Origin of the sequence: Streptomyces sp. NPDC015346 (assembly GCF_043078785.1) — a bacterium.
Lineage (GTDB): Bacteria > Actinomycetota > Actinomycetes > Streptomycetales > Streptomycetaceae > Streptomyces.
On record NZ_JBIBTW010000005.1, the window covers coordinates 438415 to 461085 of the forward strand.

23 protein-coding genes and 2 pseudogenes are annotated in these 22671 nt (G+C 68.3%); 9 read left to right on the top strand and 16 right to left on the bottom strand.

Features of this window, described 5'->3' with window-relative positions:
- Positions 1–45: 45 nt before the first annotated feature.
- From ACF06X_RS20995 to ACF06X_RS21045, 11 genes are all read right to left on the bottom strand, one after another.
- Positions 46–1224: an AAA family ATPase gene (locus tag ACF06X_RS20995; protein WP_392288767.1), complete on the bottom strand. Its 1179-nt coding sequence runs from the start codon at positions 1222–1224 to the stop codon at positions 46–48.
- A gap of 112 nt (positions 1225–1336) precedes the next feature.
- Positions 1337–2242 (bottom strand): bifunctional DNA primase/polymerase, encoded by a 906-nt coding sequence (locus ACF06X_RS21000; protein ID WP_392288768.1) that lies wholly within the window; start codon positions 2240–2242, stop codon positions 1337–1339.
- 84 nt (positions 2243–2326) lie between these two features.
- A complete protein-coding gene (locus ACF06X_RS21005; RefSeq protein WP_392288769.1) occupies positions 2327–2842 on the bottom strand; it encodes a hypothetical protein in 516 nt (171 codons plus the stop codon).
- A 3-nt stretch (positions 2843–2845) separates the two neighbouring features.
- Complete coding sequence (locus tag ACF06X_RS21010; protein WP_392288770.1) at positions 2846–3454, bottom strand: hypothetical protein; 609 nt, start codon at positions 3452–3454, stop codon at positions 2846–2848.
- A 15-nt stretch (positions 3455–3469) separates the two neighbouring features.
- A complete protein-coding gene (locus ACF06X_RS21015) occupies positions 3470–3661 on the bottom strand; it encodes a hypothetical protein (protein WP_392288771.1) in 192 nt (63 codons plus the stop codon).
- 22 nt (positions 3662–3683) lie between these two features.
- Positions 3684–3935, bottom strand: coding sequence for a hypothetical protein (locus tag ACF06X_RS21020; RefSeq protein WP_392288772.1), 252 nt, complete (start codon positions 3933–3935; stop codon positions 3684–3686).
- A 140-nt stretch (positions 3936–4075) separates the two neighbouring features.
- Entirely contained in the window at positions 4076–6319 is a 2244-nt protein-coding gene (locus tag ACF06X_RS21025; protein ID WP_392288773.1) for a cell division protein FtsK, read from the bottom strand.
- Positions 6320–6478: 159 nt separating this feature from the next.
- The gene (locus ACF06X_RS21030; protein WP_392288774.1) at positions 6479–6865 is read right to left on the bottom strand and encodes an RRQRL motif-containing zinc-binding protein; all 387 of its coding nucleotides are present in this window, start codon (positions 6863–6865) and stop codon (positions 6479–6481) included.
- Positions 6865–7515, bottom strand: coding sequence for a GGDEF domain-containing protein (locus ACF06X_RS21035; RefSeq protein WP_392288775.1), 651 nt, complete (start codon positions 7513–7515; stop codon positions 6865–6867). The genes ACF06X_RS21030 and ACF06X_RS21035 overlap by 1 nt, the downstream gene beginning before the upstream one ends.
- The gene (locus ACF06X_RS21040; RefSeq protein WP_392288776.1) at positions 7512–8525 is read right to left on the bottom strand and encodes a DUF2637 domain-containing protein; all 1014 of its coding nucleotides are present in this window, start codon (positions 8523–8525) and stop codon (positions 7512–7514) included. Before ACF06X_RS21040 ends, ACF06X_RS21035 begins: the two co-directional genes overlap by 4 nt.
- Positions 8522–8815, bottom strand: a complete 294-nt coding sequence (locus ACF06X_RS21045; protein ID WP_392288777.1) for a hypothetical protein — start codon at positions 8813–8815, stop codon at positions 8522–8524. Before ACF06X_RS21045 ends, ACF06X_RS21040 begins: the two co-directional genes overlap by 4 nt.
- Positions 8816–9217: 402 nt before the next feature.
- On the opposite strand from ACF06X_RS21045, the gene ACF06X_RS21050 reads away from it, so the two are divergent.
- The 4 genes from ACF06X_RS21050 to ACF06X_RS21065 all read left to right on the top strand — a co-directional run bounded on the left by ACF06X_RS21050 (position 9218) and on the right by ACF06X_RS21065 (position 12437).
- The gene (locus ACF06X_RS21050) at positions 9218–9601 is read left to right on the top strand and encodes a GntR family transcriptional regulator (RefSeq protein WP_392288778.1); all 384 of its coding nucleotides are present in this window, start codon (positions 9218–9220) and stop codon (positions 9599–9601) included.
- 304 nt (positions 9602–9905) lie between these two features.
- Positions 9906–11261, top strand: coding sequence for a helix-turn-helix domain-containing protein (locus ACF06X_RS21055; RefSeq protein WP_392289034.1), 1356 nt, complete (start codon positions 9906–9908; stop codon positions 11259–11261).
- A 43-nt stretch (positions 11262–11304) separates the two neighbouring features.
- Entirely contained in the window at positions 11305–11988 is a 684-nt protein-coding gene (locus ACF06X_RS21060) for a RibD family protein (protein WP_392288779.1), read from the top strand.
- Complete coding sequence (locus ACF06X_RS21065) at positions 11985–12437, top strand: deaminase (RefSeq protein WP_392288780.1); 453 nt, start codon at positions 11985–11987, stop codon at positions 12435–12437. Before ACF06X_RS21060 ends, ACF06X_RS21065 begins: the two co-directional genes overlap by 4 nt.
- 140 nt (positions 12438–12577) lie before the next feature.
- Here ACF06X_RS21065 and ACF06X_RS21070 read toward each other — a convergent pair whose 3' ends face one another.
- Both ACF06X_RS21070 and ACF06X_RS21075 read right to left on the bottom strand, forming a co-directional pair.
- Entirely contained in the window at positions 12578–13501 is a 924-nt protein-coding gene (locus tag ACF06X_RS21070; protein WP_392288781.1) for a GNAT family N-acetyltransferase, read from the bottom strand.
- Positions 13465–13878 carry a hypothetical protein gene (locus ACF06X_RS21075; RefSeq protein WP_392288782.1) on the bottom strand — a complete coding sequence of 138 codons (414 nt, stop codon included), beginning with the start codon at positions 13876–13878 and terminating at the stop codon, positions 13465–13467. Before ACF06X_RS21075 ends, ACF06X_RS21070 begins: the two co-directional genes overlap by 37 nt.
- A gap of 767 nt (positions 13879–14645) precedes the next feature.
- On the opposite strand from ACF06X_RS21075, the gene ACF06X_RS21080 reads away from it, so the two are divergent.
- Complete coding sequence (locus ACF06X_RS21080; protein ID WP_392288783.1) at positions 14646–15320, top strand: DsbA family protein; 675 nt, start codon at positions 14646–14648, stop codon at positions 15318–15320.
- A 99-nt stretch (positions 15321–15419) separates the two neighbouring features.
- Here the strand turns inward: ACF06X_RS21080 and ACF06X_RS21085 are convergent.
- Positions 15420–16785, bottom strand: a pseudogene (locus tag ACF06X_RS21085) (tyrosine-type recombinase/integrase).
- A 3-nt stretch (positions 16786–16788) separates the two neighbouring features.
- Between ACF06X_RS21085 and ACF06X_RS21090 the strand changes: the two are divergent.
- A pseudogene (locus tag ACF06X_RS21090) lies at positions 16789–17134 on the top strand (DNA-binding protein); the annotation flags it as partial.
- 87 nt (positions 17135–17221) lie between these two features.
- On the opposite strand, the gene ACF06X_RS21095 reads toward ACF06X_RS21090, so the two are convergent.
- Together ACF06X_RS21095 and ACF06X_RS21100 are read right to left on the bottom strand one after the other, a co-directional pair.
- Positions 17222–18253 (bottom strand): CBS domain-containing protein, encoded by a 1032-nt coding sequence (locus ACF06X_RS21095; RefSeq protein WP_392288784.1) that lies wholly within the window; start codon positions 18251–18253, stop codon positions 17222–17224.
- Positions 18237–20129, bottom strand: a complete 1893-nt coding sequence (locus ACF06X_RS21100) for a DUF262 domain-containing protein (RefSeq protein ID WP_392288785.1) — start codon at positions 20127–20129, stop codon at positions 18237–18239. Before ACF06X_RS21100 ends, ACF06X_RS21095 begins: the two co-directional genes overlap by 17 nt.
- Positions 20130–20236: 107 nt before the next feature.
- Here ACF06X_RS21100 and ACF06X_RS21105 point away from each other — a divergent pair, with 107 nt between their 5' ends.
- The 3 genes from ACF06X_RS21105 to ACF06X_RS21115 all read left to right on the top strand — a co-directional run bounded on the left by ACF06X_RS21105 (position 20237) and on the right by ACF06X_RS21115 (position 22665).
- Positions 20237–20659: a hypothetical protein gene (locus ACF06X_RS21105; RefSeq protein WP_392288786.1), complete on the top strand. Its 423-nt coding sequence runs from the start codon at positions 20237–20239 to the stop codon at positions 20657–20659.
- On the top strand, positions 20659–21135 hold the full coding sequence (locus ACF06X_RS21110) for a hypothetical protein (protein WP_392288787.1): 477 nt from the start codon (positions 20659–20661) through the stop codon (positions 21133–21135). Before ACF06X_RS21105 ends, ACF06X_RS21110 begins: the two co-directional genes overlap by 1 nt.
- Positions 21136–21321: 186 nt before the next feature.
- Complete coding sequence (locus ACF06X_RS21115) at positions 21322–22665, top strand: serine/threonine-protein kinase (RefSeq protein ID WP_392288788.1); 1344 nt, start codon at positions 21322–21324, stop codon at positions 22663–22665.
- Positions 22666–22671 lie beyond the last annotated feature (6 nt).

Consider the following 22671-nt stretch of genomic DNA (forward strand, 5'->3'; position numbering starts at 1 on the left):
TCTGTACGCGAGGGAAGTTGGGCGTGCGTTGCTGTAAGTCGCGGATCATCGCGACTCACCGCCGGTTGTCGGGGCTTGCGTCCCGAGTGAAGGGCCACCGGACAGCCCGGACAGGTCGAATTCCGACTGTCCGGGGTGTTCGGGCTGGTCAGACGGGGTGGCCGGACAGTCGGACAGCTCGGACACGTGCGGGATGCTCTGTGTCCGGCTCTGGGTGTCCGGGAAGTACCGGCCGCCGGCGTCCTTCGTGAGCTGTCCGTCGGCGGCCATGCGGGAGCAGGTGCGCCGAATGGTGTCGGCGTCGACGTTCGGGAGCGCCGCGGCCATGTCCTTCGGCTTCGCCCCGGGGTTGCCCCGGACGAACTTGAGGATGGCGGCGCGGGTATCGCCGACGGTGTGGTCGGAAACCGGCCCGTCGAGCAATTGCCAGGCCCCCGAAGCGGCTTGAAACTGGAGCGCGTACTCGGCTTCGTCTACGTCGCGACCGGTGACGTGGAGAATCCCGTCAGCCTGCCCACGGGCCCTCTTGAGCACGAGCGTGGCGTCAGCGGCGCCCGCGATGCCGTTCGTGCCGGAGACTTCGGTCAGGAAGTCCTCGGAAGCCATCTTGCGAACGTGGTGGACCAGGACGACGGCGATGCCGTAGTGGTCGGCGAGCCGCTTGGCGTAGCCCACGGCCACGTAGTCCGCGTCGTACGCGGATGCGCCCTGCGGGGATTGTCCGCGCATCTTGGCGAAGACGTCGATGACGACCATGCGGGCGTCCGGGTTGCGGTCGAGCCATCCCGCGATGGCCTCCACCCCGCCCTGAGGGAAGGGCGGGCACTCGGTCACGAGAGTGAGACCGCCCGGCGCCTTCTGACCTCCGAGGAGCTTCCCCATGCGGGTCTGGAGGCGTCGCGGGGTGTCCTCCAGGGCGAGGTAGAGCACCGGGCCACCCTGTACGGGCACCGAATCGAAGGCGTTGCCCCCGGCCGCGACCGACAGGCCGAGACCGAGCGAGAGCCAGGACTTGCCCACCTTCGGCGGACCAGCGAGCAGGCTCACGCCCTCGGCGAGGATGCCGGGCACCGCCCATTTCGGCTCGGGGAAGTCCGCCGCCATGAGCTGATCGGCGGTCCACGCGGTCCGGGGACGCTCACGCTTCGGCGGAGCCTCGGCAGGGGCGGGCTGGTCGCTCGGGACGGAGTACAGGTGCAGCGGCGGAATCGGGTTGGCGCTCATGCTGCTGCCCTGCCTTCCTGCGAGTCAGAACCAAGAGCTGAAAGGACGCCCTGACAGGCGGCGCCCTTCGAGGCGCCCGCGGTCGGTGTGAGCCGGGGCTGTTCGGCGGCGCTCATACCGTGGCTCCCAGGGCTCCGTGAAAGCCGTTGGTGACGGCTCGGTGGGCGTACGGCGCGGGGACGCCGACGGAGATGGCTGCATCGGCGATCTGCTCGCCGATCGCGGCCAGGCCGCACGGCCCCGGGCAGCCGGTGTGCTGGCTGGCAAGGAACCGGGCGACCCCGTATGCGGCCGATCCGGCACCGGTCTCGCGGTGAGTAAGGACGCGGGCGAGGCCCCGTTCCAGGCCGGTGCGTACGTACGTGCCGGTGTGGCGGCAGCCGGTTGCAACGCTCCGGTCCCACGTGGTGCGGGCTGGAGACGAAGAGCCCACCCCCTGGCGGGGCGGGGTGGTCTCTTCCCTCTCCACCAGCGTGAGGACGGAGGTAGGCAGCTCGGTCATGGTGCCGGTGCCAGTTCCGAGCCAGCGGGCGTAGGCCATACGGGACTTGACGTCCACGCCCGGCCTTACGTGGTTCGCGGAGCGCATCACTCCCCGGTAGAGCCAGTGCTCCCCGCGCGTCGTCGGCACGATCCGCGTCGCGGGCAGGGTCGCGCGGGCCCACGCGATGGCGTCGGCGTCGTCTAGGTCGACGACCGTCAGCCCGGCTCCGGCCGGGTGGTAGGCCACAGCCACAGCCCGGCGCCACGTCGGGGCCCACGCGGCAGAGGAGAGCACATTGATGTTGGTGGTAGCGGCGGCCCAGCCGTGGCACGGCCGGGGGCACGAGCAGGTGCCGGGGGTCTTCATGTTCGGCCGCCCGCCGCACGCGTTGTCCGCGCACGAGCAGCAGTTGCCGAACGGGACCTTGCCCTCCCGCAGCGGCAGCACCGGTACGCCACTCCGTGCGAGTTCCAGCGCGGCATCCAATGTGGGCGGCCGGTGGCCGTCTCGCCGGACTTGGTTCGGATGGGTCATGCTGGTGTTCTCCTGTTTCTGTCGAAGGGACGGAGAACCGAGGCGGTCGCGGTCTTTGGAGAGAGGCGACCGCCTCGGGCGTATCTAGTGGTGCTTGGCCCAGTGGGCGTATTCCTGGCGGACGTAGCTGCGAGGGTCGGCGATGGCCTCGGGGTGCTCGGGCCAGTACGGGGTGCCGCCGCAGTTGCCATCTCCGTCGCTGTCGACGTCCAGAAGTTTGCGGGCGGCGTTGAGCGCCAGCTCGGGTGCGTCCGTGTGGATACCGGCCGTGCGGACGTCCAGGGCGATGCGGTCGAGGAGGGCCGCCTTGCGGAGCCAGAACTCCCGCATGTCCGAGAAGCGGATGGGCCATAGGGCTTCGCGGGCCCGCTGTGCGGTCCAGCCGATCTCGCTGATGATGTTCGGCGCCTTGGCGTACGCCTGCTCCGGCGTGGGCCACTGCGCGGTGTCCTCGCGGTGCTCGGCCGTGATGTACAACCGTTCCTTGTCCGAGGTGCGGGAGGGCGAGCGGCGGACGGCTCCGGTCGTGAATGTCTCCGCGAGCGCGGTGGTGACTCGGTCGGTGTCGTCGGGGTCGCAGATGATGCGGATCTCGAACATGGGTCAGTGCTCCTTGGTGCTCTCGGCAGCGGGGAGTTCGGGGAGTCCGGCGCTCGCGAGGGCCTTGGGGTCGAAGCCAGGCAGGGCGGCGCGGGTGAGCAGCGCGGTGGCGAGCTGCTCGGCGTAGGCGGCGCCGGAGCGGGCGACCTCGATCTGTGCTCCAGCCCGGAGGGCTTCGACCCGTTCGACGTGCGCGTGGTCCTCGCGTCGTTGAGTGGTGCGGCGCTCGTGGGCGGTGGTGTCGCGGCGGTCGGTGCGCCAGTAGCGGGCGGCGAGCCCGTAGGCGATCGCGGTGGCCAGCGCCCAAAGCAGCAGAGGGAGCGAAAGCCCGTCGGCGTATCCGGCGACTCCGGCAAGCGCGAGCCCTCCGGAGGTGGCGAACGCGGTCCCGGCGATGACGCTGTCTCCGCGGCGTCCGGCGGAGGCGAAGGCGCCGGCCGTCGCGGCTCCGGCGGCGAGCACGACCATGAGAGCTGCGTTGCCGACGGAGTGTTCAGCCCCGTTGGCGTTCCAGATCCGGCCCAGGATCAGCACCGTGGACGTGGCGACCGCGGGGGCGGCCTTCGGGGCGAGGTGGGCGAGCCAGTGGCGGTGGACGATCGGTTCGTTCATCTCAGGCTCCCTGGGCTAGTTGGCGAGGTCGGAGACGGCGGTGGCGGTGGACTTCACGAGGTTGGTGATGGGCTCGTAGGCGCCGGTCCCGGCGGTGAAGAAGCCGAAGAGGAACAGGACGGTCGCGGCTCCGGCTCCGGCGGACTTGGTCTTGACGGCGAAGACGGAGGCGACGGCGAAGAGGAGGACGGCGGAGATCTCGAACATCACGGCAGGGCTCCTTGGGGTCTCAGCGGGTGCCGTCGCGGTGGATGCGGGCGGCGCGGTTGTAGAGCCAGCGGCCGGCGCGTATGCGGATGCCGTGGCCGTTGCAGCGGCGGCAGGTCTTGCCGCGCTTGGGCTTGCCCTTGCGGGTCTGCGTCAGGGCGAAGCCGAGTCCGTCGCACCTGCGGCACTGGCCGAACGGCGAGGCAGCACACAGAGCGGCGTAACCCAGCGTGACGACGAGAAGGCATGCGCTAGCGGCGAGGAAGGGGGGCATCAGGGGCCTCTCGGGCGGGTTTCAGGGGTTTCCGCAGGTAGGCCGCTATCCATTAACGGCCTGATCAGGGTGGAGATGGGCCGCTATCGGGGCCGCTAACGTTAGCGAGGGTGCCCGCTATCGTTAGCGGCCCCGGACGGTCAGCCCACGTCCCGCTTTCCGTCACGGTCCGTGATGGCAGCCGTGATGTGGGAGCGCTCGAAGCCCTTCTTGTTGACGGGCTTGCCGCTCACCCGGCGCCCCACCTGCCCGGTCTTGATGCCGTACGGCTTCAGGGCGCTGGTGAGCTGGGCCGTCTTCTCCTCGGGCTCCATCTGGGCCCAGGCGCCGTAGACGTCGGGACGCAGCTCGGCGAGGCGGTCAACGACGGTCTCGTTCCACACCTTGGGCTCCTCGGCGGGGACGACGGCGAGGATGTCGCGCAGCAGGTCGTACGCGCTGGCCTTGCTGTCCTCGAACGACTCCCCCAGCGCGTGGCCGGACAGGGTGCCGGCCTGCTCGCGGAGCTTGCGGGCCCGCAGGCCGATGGTCTCGGCGGTCGGGGCGTCGACGTAGACGGAGGAGACGATCCGGGCGTCCGCGCCTTCGCCGACGAAGTAGTGGATGCCCTTGTCCTTCCAGGAGAACATCGTCGCCCGCACGCCCCGCTTGTAGCTGGACGTGCCCAGGACCATGTCGTTCTCCAGCTGGCCCATGACCTTCAGGCAGAACCGGGCCGAGGCGTTCGCGCTGATCCCGGTCGGCAGCGCCTTGGCATCCGGGCGCTGCGTGGCGAGCAGCAGCACGATCCCGGTGGCGGGACCGCGCTTGACGAGGTCGGTGCAGATCTCCTCGAACTCCCCTCCGTGCTTGGGGTGCTCGAACCACACCTGGCACTCGTCCACCCCGACCACGATCGGGTGCAGGCCGAGGTTCTTCTTGTTCGCCAGCTCGCTGGTCACCTTCGACTCCGGGCAGATGTCCCGCGGAAGCGAGCGGATCATCTTCGCCCGCCGACGCAGCTCCTCGCGCAGTTCGCGCAGGTCAGCGAGCGCGTACTCGATGTCCTCGTCGTCGTCCCCGGCGCGGTGGCGGTGCGAGACCCGCTCACCGACCGGGTCGAGGTCACCGGTGCCCTTCAGGTCGTAGGTGTGCAGCTCGGCCCGCGGGTCGAGCGCGGCGATCAGGAGCAGCAGCCGCAGGAGGAACGTCTTGCCCATGCGGGGGATCGCGCCGATGACGGCCGCGATGTACATGAGCGTGATCTCCACCCAGCGTCCGCGCTGGTCGGTGCCGAAGGCGACCGGCTTGAACAAGTCCGTGCCCCCGCCCTTGAGCAGCGGCCACACGGGCTTCTTCGCGGTCGACATGTCCTGATCCCCGACCCACAGAACGAGGTGCCCGGTGTGCTCCTCCGGAACGGCCTCGGGCCACACACACCCGAGCGGACGGCGCAGGCCGGAGGCGAGCTTATCGCGGCGCTCGATCACGTCCGTGACGGTCACGCCGTACGGGAGGTCGCCCTCCGCGCGCCAGCCCGGCCCGTCGCGGGTGATCGGAGCGGTGAACGTGAACCCGTCCCGGCCCTTGCCCTGCGCCTGGTTGATCGCCGGGATCCCCAGCGCTCCCAGCGCGCGGAGCACGATGTCCGAGGTGAGCTTGGGAGCCTTGGTGACCTCCACCGCCCGGTTGACCACCGGAGCATCCGCCTGCCCGCCGGCCGACCCGAGGGCGAGCAGCAGCGCGCCGACGGAGACGGCCTGCAGCCAGCCCGGGGCCAGCACGTAGAGGGCGAGCGCGGCACCCATGCCGATCAGCGTCGCGAGGGTGGCGACCAGGGTCCGCAGCCGGACCCGGCCGTCGCGCTGCCGCGACAGCTTCAGGTACTCCCCCGCGTCCTCGCGCCTCACGGCAGCGAGTCGGACGGGCTCGCCCTCGCGGTCGGCGACCCACCGCAGCGTGCCGCCGACGAACTTCGCCGCCCCGCGCGGCGCCTGGAGCGCGAGGCGTCCGGCGTAGACCGGGGAGCGGAGCGCGTGGTACCCGGCGAGGTGGGCGTAGTGCGAGGCGACCCACCTGGCGGCGGTCTTGAGTTCGGCCGTGGAGCGCAGCCACGCGGGAACGATCGCTCGCCGCTTCGCGCCGATGAGTCGGCCGAGATATCCGGGCCCGGCGACCTCCGGGCCGTCGACCAACCGGCGGGCCATCGGGTCGCCCGACTCGCCACCCGACCCCTCGGGGTTCGGATCGGCCGACGGGTCGATGGTGGGGTTGGTCGACTCGGTGCGGGCGGATCGGGCCTTGTCGAGGTCGACCACGTCGGCCCCGGAGTCGGGCGACCAGTCGGTGGCCATGTCAGCTTCGAGTCGGTTGAAGAACTCGTTCTCTTCGTCGGGGTGCTTCACTGAGCTTCCTTCTCTCGGGAGGGAACGGCGGGCCCGGACGCGTGCTGTGGAAGGTGGGCGACCGGGCCCGTGCGGTGAAATCGTCAGCCCGTTACGGCTGGAGAGAGGGGGCGGATTCCACCCCCTTGCTGAAGGGCAGGGTTTGCACCCCTCAGGTGATCAAGCGGCGCGCTGTTCGTCGGGGTAGGCGCAGGGAACGCAGGTGCCGAGGGAGGTCGGGATGACGTATCCGGCGTCGGCGCGGCACTGCGGGCAGGTACGGCGGGCGAGCATCGCCAGCGCGAGCGCTCCCCACTTGCGGGACGTCATCGGCCGGACGGGCTTGGCGAGGTCGATCCGGTAGAGGTAGCCGACCAGCACGCCGGTCTTGCGTCCGCGGCTGCGACGCATGACCTGAGCGGCTACCGGCTGGCCGCCGGGGCGCAGGCCGAGCGCGCGGAGCTGGCGGCGGGTGGCGTAGCCGTCGGGGGCGTAGCGCCACGGGTAGGTCGGTATCCCGAACGTCGCCCCGGTCGGGTCGAAACACTTGCCGAACGTCGGGGACATCAGGCAGCCGCCACGATCGCCGGGGCATCGGTGCGGGCGCCTCGGCGTCCGGAGCGGCGGCCGGCCACCGTGGCGAACAGCCGCCCCAGCCCCGCTCGCCGGACCCCGGCGCGAGCCTGCTTGGCCGCATACATCGCCTCATCCGCCCGACCGAGCAGTGCGGAGAGGTCGTCGCCCGGGTGGTCGGCGGCGCGGACCCATCCGAGCGACACCGTGGTGGCGACCTGCGGGTTGGTGTTGTCGGCGGGGCGGGCCAGTACGCCATGGAGCACGGCGAGGAGGTCCGCGACGGTGCCGTGGGTGTCGATGACGACGGCCGCGAACTCGTCGCCCCCGAGGCGTCCGGCGACGCCGTTCGGGCCGACGTAGTGGGCGAGCCGTTCGGCCGTAGCCTTCAGCAACGCATCCCCTGCGGCGTGGCCGTGGCGGTCGTTGATCTGCTTGAAGCGGTCAACGTCCGCGAGGATCACGACCGCCCGGTCATCGCGCAACAGCGCGGTGGCGCGGCGGGTGAACCCCTCACGGGTCTGCAGCCCGGTGAGCGGGTCACGGCGCGCGGTGTGGAGCCTGCGACGCAGCCACAGCACGTGGCCGGACCAACCGGCCGCGACCGGCCCGGCAGCGGCCAGGGCAGTTAAGAGCGTGTTCATGCCGCGACCTCCTCGGCCGCCTCGGCTGTCTCGGTTTCGGTGGTGTCGATGGAGTGCAGCGGCCGGCCGTCGGCCCGCTCGGCGAGCAGCGCGTCCCGCAGGGTGCGGGAGTTGGCGGCCGAGCAGTGCAGCGCGGTCCGGATCGCCTCGGCATTGATCGCGTCGTCCGCCCACTCGGCGGTCACCTCGCGAGCTTCAGCGAGCAGCTCGGCTGCGGTCCGGGGTGTCTTCGCCGCCTTCCTCTTCGGGCGCGGGGTCCGCTTGCGCGGCGCCCGCTCCTTCGGCTCACTCGGCGGCACGGGCGGCTCCGGAACCACTTCCGGCTCCGGCACTGGCTCCGCCTCGGTGCCCTCGGGAGCGAGGTCACCGAGGCGGAGCAGGACGCGCTCGCGTCGTGGTGTCTTCGACCTCCACCGCCACCCGTACTGCTCGCGCAGGTCGGCGCGGGCGAGCTGCCGCTCCTTCTCCCGGGCGAGAGCGTCCGCGTAGGAGGTGATCTCCCACAGCGTCATCCGGCGCCACAGCGAGAAGGTGGAGGGGAAGGCGAGCAGCCAGCGCGAGGCGCGGATCTTGTCCATCCGCTTTCCGGTCGCGGCTCCGATCCGTACGGCGTAGATGTGCGCGCCGATCTCGGAAAACACCACCCACAGCAGCGGCATCGTGCCGTGCGCGACCTTCGCCCACATCCCGTGCCCAGCGGCCACGTTCAGGCCGCAGGTGATCAGGGTGAGGACCCAGGGCACGAAGCGGACCCAGGCGAGGGCCATGTCCATCCGGATCAGCAGCAGGTTGGCCACGGTGAACACCGGGATCGCCACGTCGATACCGACCGGCAGCATCCACGGCTCGCCGAATCCCCACCGGGCAGCCGCGGCGGACACCGCATCGAACGAGGAGATCAGCCCCAGCGCACCGACACCGGCCGCGGCGAGCGCGCCGATCCCGGCAAGGCCCATCTCCGGACGCGTCAGCGGCGGAACCCCCGCCCGCTCCACTGACAGTGCGCTCATGCCGCCGCTCCCTTCCGGGAACGGCTCCGGCGGACCGCCGGCCGGACCAGCGGGATCACGTTGAACAGCTCCGGCGCGTACGCCTCGATCGCCTCGGCGGCGACCCGGGACACGTCGTCCGGCAGGTTCGGGTTGTCGGCGAGGATGTCGCGCGCCGCGTCCAGCCGGGCCGCGCGCTCCATCTCGCTCTCGCCCTCCACCCCGAGCCACAGCTCCACCGGGGTACCGAGGGCCAGTTCCACGAAGTCGTTGCTGCTGACGGCCTGATGACCGCCGATGTACGTACGCATGACTGATCTCTCCTGCTTCGAAGGGACAGAGATCGGGACAGTCGCGGTCTTTGGAGAGAGGCGACTGCCTCGGCGGCTCACGCGGCCAATGCCGTGCGAGCCAGCGCCCCGGCCGGGAATCGAACCCGGCCCGAAGACCATCGGGGCTGCGCGGATCTGAGCCGCGCTGACCGCCTTTTGGAAAGGCGGTGAACTCATCACGCTGTTGAGTTGTCAAGGAACGCTGGCTTCTGAAGAGCGCGGTAACCCCTGGTCAGGGCTCCCGTTCGCACGGGGCTCCTCAGCGCCACCACCAAACAACCTAGGTCGATTGGTGGCGAGGAAGAAGCTACCTAGGTTGCTTTGCGGTCAAGGCCTGTGAGCAGCAGGCTAGAAGTGACCTAGGTTGGATAGGCTTTAGCTATGGACTGGAAGCTTGATACGCCCCCGAGTGCCAAGGACATCGCCGCAAAGTTCAGGGCCGACATCGCCGACGGCACATACAGCCCAGGAGCGCGGCTGCCCGGCGCCCAGGGCCTCGCGAAGAGGCTGGGCGTCGCACTCATGACGGTCCAGAGCGCGTACAAGCAACTTGCGGAGGACGGACTCGTCGAGGGGCGCCCCGGAAGTGGGACCTACGTGATCGACGCGAAAAAGGGCGAACCCTCGGCCCAACTGGCGGCCGCCGGCTTGCGCGACCTCCAAGACCAGATGAAGCACGTCACCTCCCAACTCACCGACCTCTTCGAGCGAGTGAAGAAGCTTGAAGAGGAACAAGCCGCTCTCGCGGCGCATCGTGACGAGTGACATGCCAGCGAGTCCGGCGCCCGGGCTCACCGGGCAGCGGAGTGGCGCCGGTCCCTTCTGGCAATCCATTGCCGTGGTCACGATCCAGCCCCTTCACTCGGATGGAATGCAGGGCCCCAACCTGCGCCGATAGGTTGGGATCTGCGTCTACCTCCGTTGTAGCGAAGTGACTTGACTCGACGACAGATACGCCATGTGTCCGCCCACGGGCGGCCACATAGGCCTCATCGGGGAGGACGGAGTGGGACAGCGACCGAATGAGCTGACACCTCATGCCAGCCCACAGCACTACCTCGGTGCCGAGATGCGGGCGTGGAGGACCCAGCGGGGCTTATCCCTGGGGAAGCTCGGCAAGGCCATCATGTTCAACAGCAGCTATATGGCGCGGGTGGAGCGCGGTGATCAAGCCGCCTCTGCCGATCTCGTTCGTGCGTATGTCAGCGCCTTGGGCGCGAGCGGCTCGCTGGTGCGACTCCACGAATCGATCGTCCAAGGGGCCAGCCTTGACGCCCTGCGCACACGGCATGTGGCCAATCCAAGGACTCATGTGTCCAACCCGCCTGCGCCCCTGGCTGGCGAATCGGATGGCGAGGCACCGTCTTCGGAGGGACTTTCTGTCCCTGTACGAACCGATGACGGAAGGATCATCTTCGTGTCGCTCTCACGCAGGGCACTGATCGGCGCGCTCGGAGCCGGGGCGGCGATCGCTGCTGCCTCCGAGTTCCCGGCTGCCGCGCGGAACCCCCTCCCCTCCAGCCTCAGTGCGTCAGGGGCGAACCCGATCGAGCTTCTCCAAGCGACGCGTAAGGTCCTGATCGACAACGACAACCGCTTTGGTCCAGCCCGCGTCATCCCGGTCGTCCAGCAACAGATCGCGGCCATCAAGGAACTCCGGACCGACCGACGTGGTTCTGACCGGCGCCAACTCCTCCAGCTCCAGACCCAGTACTCCGAACTCTGCGGCTGGCTCTATCAAGACCTTGGAGACTTCCGCGCTGCTCAGCACTGGATGCGCGAGGCTCTCGAAACGTCTCACATGTCGGGCGACACGGACCTGACCACGTACATCCTCGCGAGGCGCAGCCAACTGGCCGGCGACATGCGGGATCCGATCGAAGCGGTTGACGTCGCGGAGGCCGCAGAAGACCTAGCCGCTCCTCAAAGTCGCTTGGCGGTTGTCGCGGCGACATACGGCGCCCACGGGCATGCTCTTCGGAGCGATCCGTCGATGACCCAGCAGGCGTATGAGCACGCGCTGAACCTTCACGCGAACATGGACCCCGACCCAAGCTCACCTTGGGGTGTGTGGCTGGACGCTGCGTACATAGAAGTGCAGCGCGCCCACAGCCTCGCCATCCTCGGGGATCACTGGGGCGCGGCTGAGGGGTTCCGCAGTGCCATCGGTCGCCTGCCAGCCGGGTACCACCGTGACCGAGGTGTCTACCTTGCCAGGGAAGCCGGGGCCCTGGCCGCTGCAGGGGAGGCTGAGCAGGCCGCCTCTATCGGACTCCGAGCCCTGAGCATCGGAGTGGAAACCGGCTCAGCTCGCATCAACCGGGAGCTGGCCCAGCTCGATGACGTCATGACGCAGTGGCGTACGGTCCCGAGCGTGGCCGAATTCAAAGACGCCATGACCGCAGCCGTACTGAAGCAAGCCTGATGGTCGCACCCAACCTCACCCAGCGATGCCAAGGAGATTCCCAGTGCCCCGCCCCTACGTACTGCTGAGCGTCGCGACCTCCGTCGACGGCCACATCGACGACACCAGTGCCGATCGGCTCCTCCTCAGTAACAGCGAGGACTTTGACCGTGTCGACCAGGTGCGAGCCGAGTCGGACGCCATCCTGATCGGGGCCGGAACGATGCGCGCCGATAACCCGCGGCTCCTGGTGAACAGCGAGGAGCGGCGAGCCCTGCGCGTCGCTGCCGGGAAGCCGGCGTACCCGCTGAAGGTCACCATCTCTGCCAGTGGGGACCTGGACCCTGGCTTGAAGTTTTGGCACCACGGCGGTGAGAAGGTCGCCTACACGACCGACGCCGGGGTTGAGAAGCTCCGGGAACGCCTGACCGGCCTCGCCGACGTGGTGACCTTGGGGCCCTCCATCGACTTCGCCGCTTTGCTCGATGATCTGGGCGGACGCGGCGTCGAGCGTCTGATGGTCGAGGGTGGCGGACAGATTCACACGGCCTTCCTCTCCCAGGGCCTTGCCGACGAGATCCACCTCGCGATTGCACCGCTCGTAGTCGGCGAGGCTGACGCGCCGCGGTTCCTGCACCCCGCCAGCTATCCCGGAGGTTCAACGCGCCGCATGCACCTTGCCGAGGCTCGCACCATCGGCGACGTCGTCCTCCTCCGCTACCTGCCCAAGCAGGGAAGCCCCGCATGACGAATGCCGAGGACCGGGCCTGGATGGAGCGGGCTATCGACCTTTCGCGGAAGTGCCCGCCGGCAGACGGTGCCTTCTCGGTCGGTGCCATCATCGTGGGCAACGACGGCGAGGAGCTTTCTCACGGCTACTCCCGCGAGACGGACGCCCACGTCCACGCTGAGGAGTCGGCTCTCGCCAAGCTCCCCGTGGACGATCACCGCCTCGCCGGGGCCACGATCTACAGCACGCTGGAGCCTTGCTCGGAGCGGCGCTCCCGCCCACTCACGTGCACTCAGCTGATCCTCCGGTCCCCCATCCGTCGCGTCGTGATCGCCTGGCGGGAGCCGAGTCTCCTCGTGGCCGACTGCGTCGGCGTCGAGATGCTCCGTGAGGCAGGCGTTGAGGTTCTGGAACTCCCAGAAGTCGCCGACGCTGCGCGCGCTGTGAACGCGCACCTGTTGCCGTAGCTGGGGTGTCCAGCTGTCCGACTGTCCGACTGACGTTCTGACCAGCAAGAACAGCCCGGACAGCTCCACAGAGAGCTGTCCGGGCTGTCCGGTCTAGGTGACGAACCGAGCCTGAGCTGGGCGCTAGCGCGCATGGATGGTCAGTTGACCCAAATACCCTCGGGTGCGAGCCGACGTGCGAGGTGCCGGCCAGCGTCACTGATTGGATCCGACCAGGACACATCAGCCACCTCGCACTCGAAGTCGGCAGCGAGCGCTCTCACCAGAGTGGCCCCGACGCCCTGGCGCCGGTAGGCGCCCGCCACCCAGATCAGGTCGATGCTGGGGCGCAAAGCGCCGTCACTGGCGCCATACGTTGATCCGTCGATCAGATCCCAGCGGCGGTGATCGTTCAGGTCACGGGCGGTCAGGTATCCGATGACGCGCTCGTTCGCCTGCAATAGGTACGCACGCACGTTATCCGGGGTCACTTCGGGCTCACCTAGGTGGGACCAGGATGCGAAGTCGTAGTGATTCTCCCTCTGCGGCATCCTCGCCACGTTGTACGTCAGCCGCCGCCACGTGATCGGCGACTGTGTCGTCACGATGGCCAAGTCGCTCCACCATTCGAGGTTCTTTGGCACCTGGATACCCAACGCCCACCGCGCATGATGGGCGGCGTGGTCTCTGCCGCCGTGCGCGGTCTCTCCTAGGCGCATGCCACATGGGCAATCGTCCCGGAGATGCGTCTGCGCGGCGAGGAACTGTACGGGTTTCGAGCCGTAGCTGAGGTTCTGCTCGCTGCCGCCCACCCACGGTCGGATGGGTGCATCATCCGAATCGACATATCCAGTCCAACGGTCCACCCAGCCGGGGTACTGCTCGGGAAACATCTCCCGAATCTGCTTCTGAGCGGATGACAGCGTCGGGCGAACCCACACGCTCCCAGCAGTTGCCCGACCATTGAGGCTCACTCCGCATTGCTTGGCCTTGCCTCGCAGAAACTTCAGGAATGCGTTGGGCGGCGCGTCAAAGTCGACGCCGCGGATCAGCTCTCGCTCGCCCGGAGCAAGCCAGTCATCCACGGGCAGGGCCAATCGTTCGGCGAGCGCGTGGAGTTGGCTGTAGTCGCGATCGACTCAGCTGCACGCAATGCTTCGACCGCAGCATCGACGTACGGGAACTGAACGAACAGAGTGACCCATCGCGAGCCCCCTCCCCAAGAGAAGCTGCCCGGGTAGCCGTCGTACCAGATGCGGTCCGTACACGCGTCTCGCACCCTGTCAACCGCTTCTAGGAAGGCAGTCGGCAGCTCGGGGTCGTGTCCCAGCGAGGTCGCTGCATCAACGTACTTATCGCGGTTGAGCTCGACGGTGGCGTACCAGCGGGCAGCCCGGACGTGGATCTTCCGGGAGTCGCGGGTGCGTGGATCAAGGTTGAGGTGCGTAGTCCGCTCAGCCATGCGCTCTCCTTCAGTGCTCTAGCGAGATCGCTCGGGTTGATCATTCCCGCTGCGACAAGCGCCGGGAAGGGCTCAATCAGACGGAGGCGATTGCGCCAGCTTGGATACGTTGCCTTGCGGGGAGGGTCGCGGAGCTAACCAACGGTGAGGGATGTCCCGCAAGCGTGCGCTACGTGCCAATCCACTCCAAGGTTGAGGGCTGCGCCGGCCGGGCCCGAGACGACAGAACGTGTGAGAAAGGCGGCGGGCATGGGAGGCCCGCGCGTTTACGCAGGTAGACGGCATGATTGGACGCCCGACGATCACGCCCTCCGGAGCCGTGTGCGCAGGTTCGAATCCTGCCGGGGGCACTTCGCAGGAAGTGCCTAAAGACCCCGCCGTCAGCGCGAACGCTGAGGACGGGGTCTTCTTGCGTGTGCAGGCGTGTGCCGCTCGGAGCGGGCGTATGACAGGCGCCGCGGCCTATTCGCGGCCTGGACCGTGGTGGCATCGCCCCAGGTCAGCACCGAGAGAAGACCCGGGGCGGGTCCCAGGCCTTGCGGCCTCTTTCCTAGCGGCCGTCCAGGCGCCTAGCAGACCCACTCGGCAGCACCTCTACGCTGCCGGCGAAGCCCTCGCCAATCGACGTGGCGTCCCTACCGACGTTGGCCACGTGAAGTGCCGCAAGAGCCGCACCCTCCGCCAGGTTGCACTACTGACCCGGCCACCTGCCCGCTCGAGTCATGCCACAGCGTAGAGTCCCGGCTAGCTACTTACGGGGAGCATGGTTGCTACTGAAACACCGCATTCTGGGCGCGATCGCTATCGCCGCTTTCGGACTGACAGCGACGTCCTGCGGAGAACGCACGGGCCACGCCAAGGCCGCAGACATACCGGAGTCGCTCAGCTCTGACGGGTCGAGCATCGTGATCGGAAGTCCCGCCGCGAAGACCACGGTGCAGCTCTATGTGGACCCTCGATGCTCTACCTGCGAAGAGTTCGAAACCGTCGGTTCCGGGCCGAAACTACGCAGCATGGCTCAGAGAGGGGAAGCGAAGGTTCAGTACTCGTTCATGGCCTCCAGCGGCATCGCCTCACAGAAGGTCGTGAACGCCCTGCGCGCAGCCCTTGAGGAAGGCAAGTTCGTGGAGTACCACGAAGCCCTCTACGGCGATCATGCCAAGGAGCCGGCCGAAGGTGTCACTGACGCCCACCTCCTGACGCTGGCCTCTCGTGTCGAGGGTCTGCGTGGCGAGCGCTTCGACACCGCGGTCAGAACGATGAAGTACCGGAGCTTCGTTGGTGCCACCGAGAAGGCATCCCAGGGCTCCGGATCCGTCGATAAACCGACCATGGAGATCAATGACGTGCCGCTCCCGGAGCATCAGGACGACACGATCCTCTTCGACGCGGAATTCCTCACTCGCTATATCGACGAGGTGGCGAATGCCGAGCCGTCTTGACGGTTCCAGCTCTCTGTACGTCACCCGAACTCAACCAGACGAGAACGGCGAAGGCCCCGGGACGGGTCCCAGGGCCTCACAATCTGCTTCGCTAGCGGCTCACTCGTACTCGCGGAGCAGGTCCTCGATACGCCGATTCGCCACGTCCTGACGGCCGTCGAGGCACTTCGCGTACCGACTGAGGAGGACCTCAACACTGTTGCCTGCTCGCTCGGCGACCTCGGTGACGCCGACGCCCGCGTTGAGCCACGTGGAGAGCGCCGAGTGCCGCAGGTCGTACGGCCGTCGGGCGAGGGGCGAGGCGACCACGGCCGGCGGGAGGGCCAAGGTCCGGGCTTCCTGCCAGGCCCGGTAGTACGTCGAGGAGGAGACCACTCCCCCGTTCTCGCTGAAGAACAGCCGGCCGTCGTCGGCAGTGCCGAAGATCTCGATGTGCTCGCGGAACATGCTCACGAGCTGGGGAGGGATGGGGACCCGACGTACGTCTTCGGTCGGGCGGTTCTTCAGCCCTCGGTCGTCGTGGCTCTCCCCCGAGTCGTTCCACTGCTTACCCACGCTGGGGCGCGTTCGGTGGAGGAGAGCGGTGCCCCCCCCCAGAGGCCGGGAGGGTGAGGTCAGGCTCGGCCAGGCCCACCACCTCAGCGGGCCGGAAGCCGCCGAAGTACATCCCGGCGAAGAGCGCGACAAGACGCCTGCCGCGGGCACGGCGATAGCCGCCAACGTACGAGACCGCGTGGAGGAGGGACCGGGCTTGCTCCGGGTTGGCTACGACGCGCGGGTCCACCTCGCCGGACACCTTGGGCTTCTGCCAGCGCACGGCAGCGAGCGGGCTCTCCGAGAACTCTCCGAGGTCGATCGCGTAATTCAAGGCGTTTACGAACGTGCGCCGCTTACGACGTACCGTCTCGGCAGCTGCGGCGGTGCCGTCCAACTTCAGCTTCAGCGAGTCGAGCACTGCGCGCCCGACGACCGGATCCCCGAGGTCAGCCAGGGGCCGCGAGGTCTTGGCGACCCAATGCAGAACGTTGCCAGCCTCGATGGGGAGCTCCCTCTCCGCCGGCCCGGGAAGAACAAAGGCCCACGTCCTGAGAATCTTGCGAAGCTCGTTGTCGGCAGGCCGGCCCGGGCGGTCACTCAGGAGGGCCATCGTGACTGACGTCAGCGACTCGTTGATGCCATCCCTGGTGTTCGGAGCAGCGTGGGGCCACTTCATCGCGAGGTACTTCAGCGCGAAGTCGTACCAGCTCAGAGTGGCCTTCTTCTCGACCATCGAGTCCGGCAGACCCGACTCCGTGTCGAACTCCTCGCCCTCTCGCGCAGCGCGCAGGAGCTTGGATCGAAAGCTGTCCGCAAGCGCCTTAGTCTTCCGAGTCTGGGAGAAAGGCTCACCCGCGACCTTCCATTGCACCTCGTAGGAAGGGCGAGCCCCCTTCTTGGTCCGAATCGACCAGACACGCACATCCAGTCCCTGCGCGACCTTATGGTCACCGCCTGGCTCGCTCTGGCCCGCGCCGACGACCTACGCGTGGTCACCTCGGCGGCCACCCTCGTCGAGGTGGTCCAACCCCGCATCAACCGACCGGTCCTGGAGTGGACACTCTCCCGCCTCGTCGTGGAGCCGATCACCGAGCCGATCGCCCGCCACGCCCCCACCCTCCTGGCGGAGGCCCTGCCTGCCCGGTCACAAGCACGCCATCGGCTCCATGCTCGCCGCCACCGCCCTCGCCGCACCAGGGCCGGTCACGATCCTCACCTCCGACCCCGAGGACCTCAGGACGCTGTGCGACGGACGCGTCACCGTCATCGAAGTCTGACCGCTCCACCAGTCGAGGCCGAGGGCGGCGTTTCCACCCTCCATGCATCAATGCGATGGCGGCTGGTGAGGACCCCGTGCTATTGGTTCAGCCCATGCCCGTCGCGCCGTAGTCAGGGTCATACAGGCGCAGCATGGAGACGAAGCTGTCGAGCAGGTCGAGCTGTTCGGCCCTGAGTGACGGTGCGTTGAAGTGCATGACCGTATTGCGGACGTCCTTCACACGGCTGAGCAGTCCGATGAAGTGGTCCCTGTCGACGAGGGGCCACCCTAGTTTGTCCCAGCGTTCCTCGTTGCTCAGGAGGCGGATGTACTCACCGAACATCATCTCGTCGACCGAGGTCTTCTTCTTGTGTACCTTCTGGACGTCGGCCTCGTCGTAAACGCGCCCCAGGCAGCGCCGCAGTCGCCGCTCGATCTCACCCAGGGTGAAGAAGGGACGGGCCACGGCGCCGAACTCGCCGGCAAGATCGGCGGAGGTGACGATGCCGCTCACCTGCCCGTCCGCGGCTCGGACGAGAACGAACTCGTGCGCGCGGATCGCCGGCAATATCGGCAGCAGGTGGGCCGAGGCGTTGACGATCTCGTACTCCGTGCTGATCGCGCTGGCCAGACACGTCTTACGTCCGGTCGCGTGCATGTGAACGATCGATGCCCAGGTGACGACCCCGTGCAGGGTCCCCGACGTGTCGATCACGGGAAGCTGTGAGTACCCGTGCTCCGCCATCCTGCCCATCGCGGCGGAGAGAGGCTCGTCGGGCGTGATCGATGTGACCCTGTGGGCGCAGGGCAGGTCGTGCACCCGCATGGCCGCCTGTGGGAACACTCCGACGGCTTCCTCGGAGTCATCGGTCGGGTCCTGGTCAGTTGCGTCATCGCCGGCGCCGACGTCGGCGGCCATATCTCGCTCGTGGGCGAACGGGACGATCGCGACCTCGTCGTCCAATGAGCCGACCGCGAAGTCCGGCACCGTGTTCAGGCCGGCGTTCGTCAGATCGAGCCGGATCTGAGGGACGGACGCATGGTCGCGGATGCGGTAGCCCCACACCGCCAACAGGCCCCGGATCGTCAGGGATACACCTTCCAGTCCCTTGACTGCGGCATCATCCGGCGTCGGCATCGCTCGTCCCCTCGCGCACCGCGGCCTTGCCCATCTCTCGCTCCACGAGTTCCAGGAGCCTGGCCGTCCGATTCCGGTAGAAGGCGTCGAAGTCGTCCGTGCGCAACGCCTTGGCGTCGATGAGGTGCGTTCCGATGATGTCGTCGAACCAGTCCCCAGGGCTGCCGGTGTGCCGCTCGAAGGCGGTCAGGTAGGCCGAGGGCGCGCTGGCCCCCATCGCCTGCAGCGCCCGGTAGGACAACGGCGTCTTGTTGACGATGCTGCTCATCCGGGAGCCGTCCACGCCGTTCTGCTCGAACCATGCCTTCGGGAAGACCTGCCGGATGTCCACGTACTGCCCGATCAGGAACTGCTCGTTGATCGGCTCCCCGTGGAAGAACCAGTCGATCGCCCCCTCTTTGAGAAGGAGGGCGTGGATGCCCTTGTACGCGGCACTGTTACGTGAGGCGAGCCGGTGCAGGCGTTGTTCCTGGAAGGTCGCTTCTGTGACGGTGTCGGGTTCCGCACCGTTGTCCCTGATCCAGCCGACCACCTGCTCGACATCCCGCACGAACCGGGTGTCCGTGACCCCTCCATAGAGTTCACCGAGGACGCCGCACCAGTACCAGCGGGCCAGCTTCTCCTGAGCGTCAGACTCCTGCAGCGCCTCGCCGAGCAGGACGGCGATGGCCGCCAGGGGCACCACCTGCGACCCGTAGGGCAGGTCACGCTCACGGAAGACGTGCTGTGTGGCCAGGAAGCGGCCCACCCAGGACAGCGCCTCGGCCGTCTTCGGAGCGATCTGCGTGTAGTCGGTCAACGGAAGGTGCAGCAGGTCGCGGCGCTTGCAGCTCACTGCCGGGGCGTTCGACGCGCCGGGGTGCTCCGCCAGGAATTCCTGTTTGCGCAGGTACGTGCGCACGAGCGCGATCGCTTGGAGGAAGTCCAGACTCGTGAGCCCGGTTTCCTGGCCGCTGTCCTTGTCCAAGGTGCCGAACACCTGGTGGTCGGAACACAGTTTGCCCTTGATGGCCTGCCAGTCCTTGATGAGGCTGAAGTCCTGGCCGCCATGGTCCGCCGAGTACTGCGTGTCACCCGCATAGGTCGCTGTGAGCAGCTCGAAGACGTTGAGGACGACGCCGCCGGTGTTCACCCGCTCGAACACCGAGCACACCGCTTCCTTGCGGGTTTCCTTCGGGAGGCGGATCAACGGCACCTTGAAGCCCTTGACCGTGTCGATGACCCGAGCCTGGAAGGCCGACCACAGGTCCCAGCGGTCGTCGCCCCCACTCACGTAGGCCCTTTGCCACTTTCCGGTCAGGTCCGGCTCGAAGATCAGATTCAGGGGGAACAGGCCGCTCGCGCACTCCTTCTCGCGTGTCGAGAGGTCCCTGGTCGCGTGGCCATAGGCGCCGCGCATCACTCGGTCCTCGGGGACGGACACGATCGCCTCGTCGCGATCCGCCGCCTCGTCCACCGCCTTGGCGATGTCGACGTAGTACCAGCGCCTGAGCGGCTTGTTGCGTGCACCCGTCGTCTCCACCGGCCGGTCGGACCGGAGCGCCTGGAACAAGGAGGTCAGCCGTTGCTGACCGTCGAGCAGCAGCTGCTCCGGCACCACGTGCGGCTGCACCTCGGTGCCGTGCAGCGGCCGGGCCTTGAACTGGGCGTCGCCGCCCGTCTCCAGCGTCATCGCGACACCCAGCGGGTAGTCGAGCGTCACAGTCGCCAGCAGGGCGCGGATCCGGTCGTCGTCCCACTTCCACTGCCGCTGGAAGTCGGGGAGCTGAATCCTGCCAGCCGCCACATCGTCCAGCATCTTGCCCAGGCTGGGCCCATCCAGTGCCACGTCAAACCCCCAGTAACACAGACACTCCCCTACGTCACAGCTCGACATGCTACTGGCCGTCGACGACGGCCCGACCGGATTCGATCAACCCTGCATACAGACTTCGAGTCCCTTAAACTTTGAGGACTTGAAGTTTCTATCCAGGGAGGTCGGTCGTGCCCAAGCGTTCCATCGAGATCGACGACGAGGTGTTCGCCTTCCTGCAGAGCCGGAGCGAGCCCCTGGTGGACACCCCCAACGACGTACTGCGACGCCTCCTCCTCAAGGACACCGCCCTCCCCAGGGAGTCCTCGGGGGAACGGCGCCCCGGTGATCTGATGCCGTTCATCACGGCGGGCTTGCTCGAGGCAGGGGACAAGCTGATCCACGTCCAGCCCCGCCGCGGACTGACACATGAAGCCACGCTGACGGCGGACGGGTGGCTCCGGATCGAGGACGGGCGCGAGTTCTCCAAGCCTTCGCCCGCCCTCAAGGCGCAGACCGGAGTCGACATCAACGGCTACGGCAAGTACGTCCTCAAGAAGAATCCCGAGGTCCGGCTCCAGGACCTCCGCGAGCAGCTGCGAGGCGGTGCCTGATGGCGACGAACCTGATCATCCTCGGCGATCGGGAGCCCCTGGCCTGGGTGCTGGAGAACCAGCGGATGGCTTTCCCCGCCGGGCGCAGCACCGGGCTTCCCGAGAAGGGTGACGAGATCCTCCTCTACACAACCAGGGGCTGTTTCCGGAATCCCGGGCGCGACCGCGGACGGATCATGGGCCTGGCGACCGTCACCTCCGAAGTCGCGGCACTCCCGGAACCCGTCTCGTTCGGTGGCCGGGACTTCACCTCGGGGTGCACCCTCCAGGTGCACGGGCTCGCCCCGCGCCACGAGGGAGTGATCCTCGCCGACCTCGTCCCGCAGCTTCAGGTCTTTCCGGATCCGAAGACCTGGAGTGTTCGCATGCGGCGTGCGTCGCTGAAGCTGCCCGAAGCGGACGCAGATCTGCTGCGCCGGGAGCTTCAGCCGATGCTCCGAACCCGTGCGGCGGTTCTCGGCCAGTACGCGCTCTGATCCGGCCGCTGCACCGCCTGGCCTGCTTCATTTCAGGCGGGAAAGCGGAGTGCCGGTCGTAAACTGGCCGACGAGCTGTGTGCGCTGTCGGCCGGACGCGGCCCTCCCGCGCGTCCGGCTGCTCCAGGGTGCGCACACTGCCGGCGACACCACGATCAGGGTTCGACACGGGTGGGGGCGCGGTCCATGTACGAGCTGAACGAGGAGAACGATCCGGCGGTCCTGGGTCCGTTCGAGTTGCTCGCGGTGCTCGGGCAGGGCGGGATGGGCCGTACCTACCTGGGGCGCAGGCTCCCCTTGGAGAACCTCGGTCCCGAGCTGGAGACGGGCTACCACCTGGCCGAGTTCACGGAGTCGGCTCAGCCGGCCCTGGCGGCGGTCAAGGTGATCAAGCCGTCGAAGCTGCGGGACAGTTCGGAGCACTCCGAGGAGGAGGCACGGGCCCGGTTCGCGCAGGAGATCGAGACGATGCGTACGGTGGCGAGTGCCCGGGTGCCGGCACTGCTCGGCGCCGACGCCGACGCCGAGCAGCCCTGGCTGGCGATGGACTACGTCCACGGCCCGACCCTTCACAAGCTCGTCCACACCTGCGGGCCTTTGGCCGTGGGTCCGTACGGCGCGCTCGGCCTCGCCCTGGTGGACGCGCTGCGCGCCATCCACGGCGCCAAGCTGCTGCACCGGGACCTCAAGCCCGGCAACATCGCACTCGGCCCCCACGGTCCCGTCGTCCTCGACTTCGGTCTCGCCGTCCTCACCGAGCGGGACAGCGCCGCGGCGCTCACCAGGACGGGCGTCGGCTTCGGCACCCCGTCCTACATGTCGCTGGAGCAGGCGCGGGACACCAAGCACGTGACGGAGTCGGCGGACATCTACTCGCTGGGGGCGGTGCTCTTCTTCGCGGCCGCCAAGCGGCCGCCGTACCCTCTCGCGCCCATGCACGCCGCACCGAAGTGGGACGGCGTGTACGGGCCGTGCCTGCCGCTGCTGGGCCGGATCCTGGTGCAGGTGGCGGAGCAGCGGCCGTCCCTGGACGAGATCGAGAGCGATCTTCGCCAGCTGCTCACCGATCACGGGCTGACAGAAGAGGCCGCCGCGGACCAGCTGCGCGTTCTGGTAACGGAGTCCGGGCTGGTGCCGGAGCTCCCCGCCAAGGCCGTCTCCGACCTGCCGGACCCCGAGGTCCAGCAGGCGGCCCAGCAGGCCGTCGACCAGGGGGCCGCCCCGGACAGCCCGTGGGCGCCCGATCTGTTCGACGAGTTCCTTGAGGCCGAAGCCGAGGACCTGGAGCCCCTGGACGGGCCGGCCGAGCCCGCGCCCGGCCCCGCCGAGTATGTCCCGACCGTGGTGGACCCGGGTGCCCAGCCGGCTCAGGGAGCCGGTGCGCCGCTCCCCACGCAGCCCACCGTGACGAGCTACCGACTGGCACCGCCGAAGCCCCCTGCGGCGCCCGCCCCGGTTGTGGCTCCGGCCATTGCCCTGCGGGCCGCCGAGCGGCTGCGGAAGGCCTACGCTCATAGCGGGCGCCTCTGACCTGGC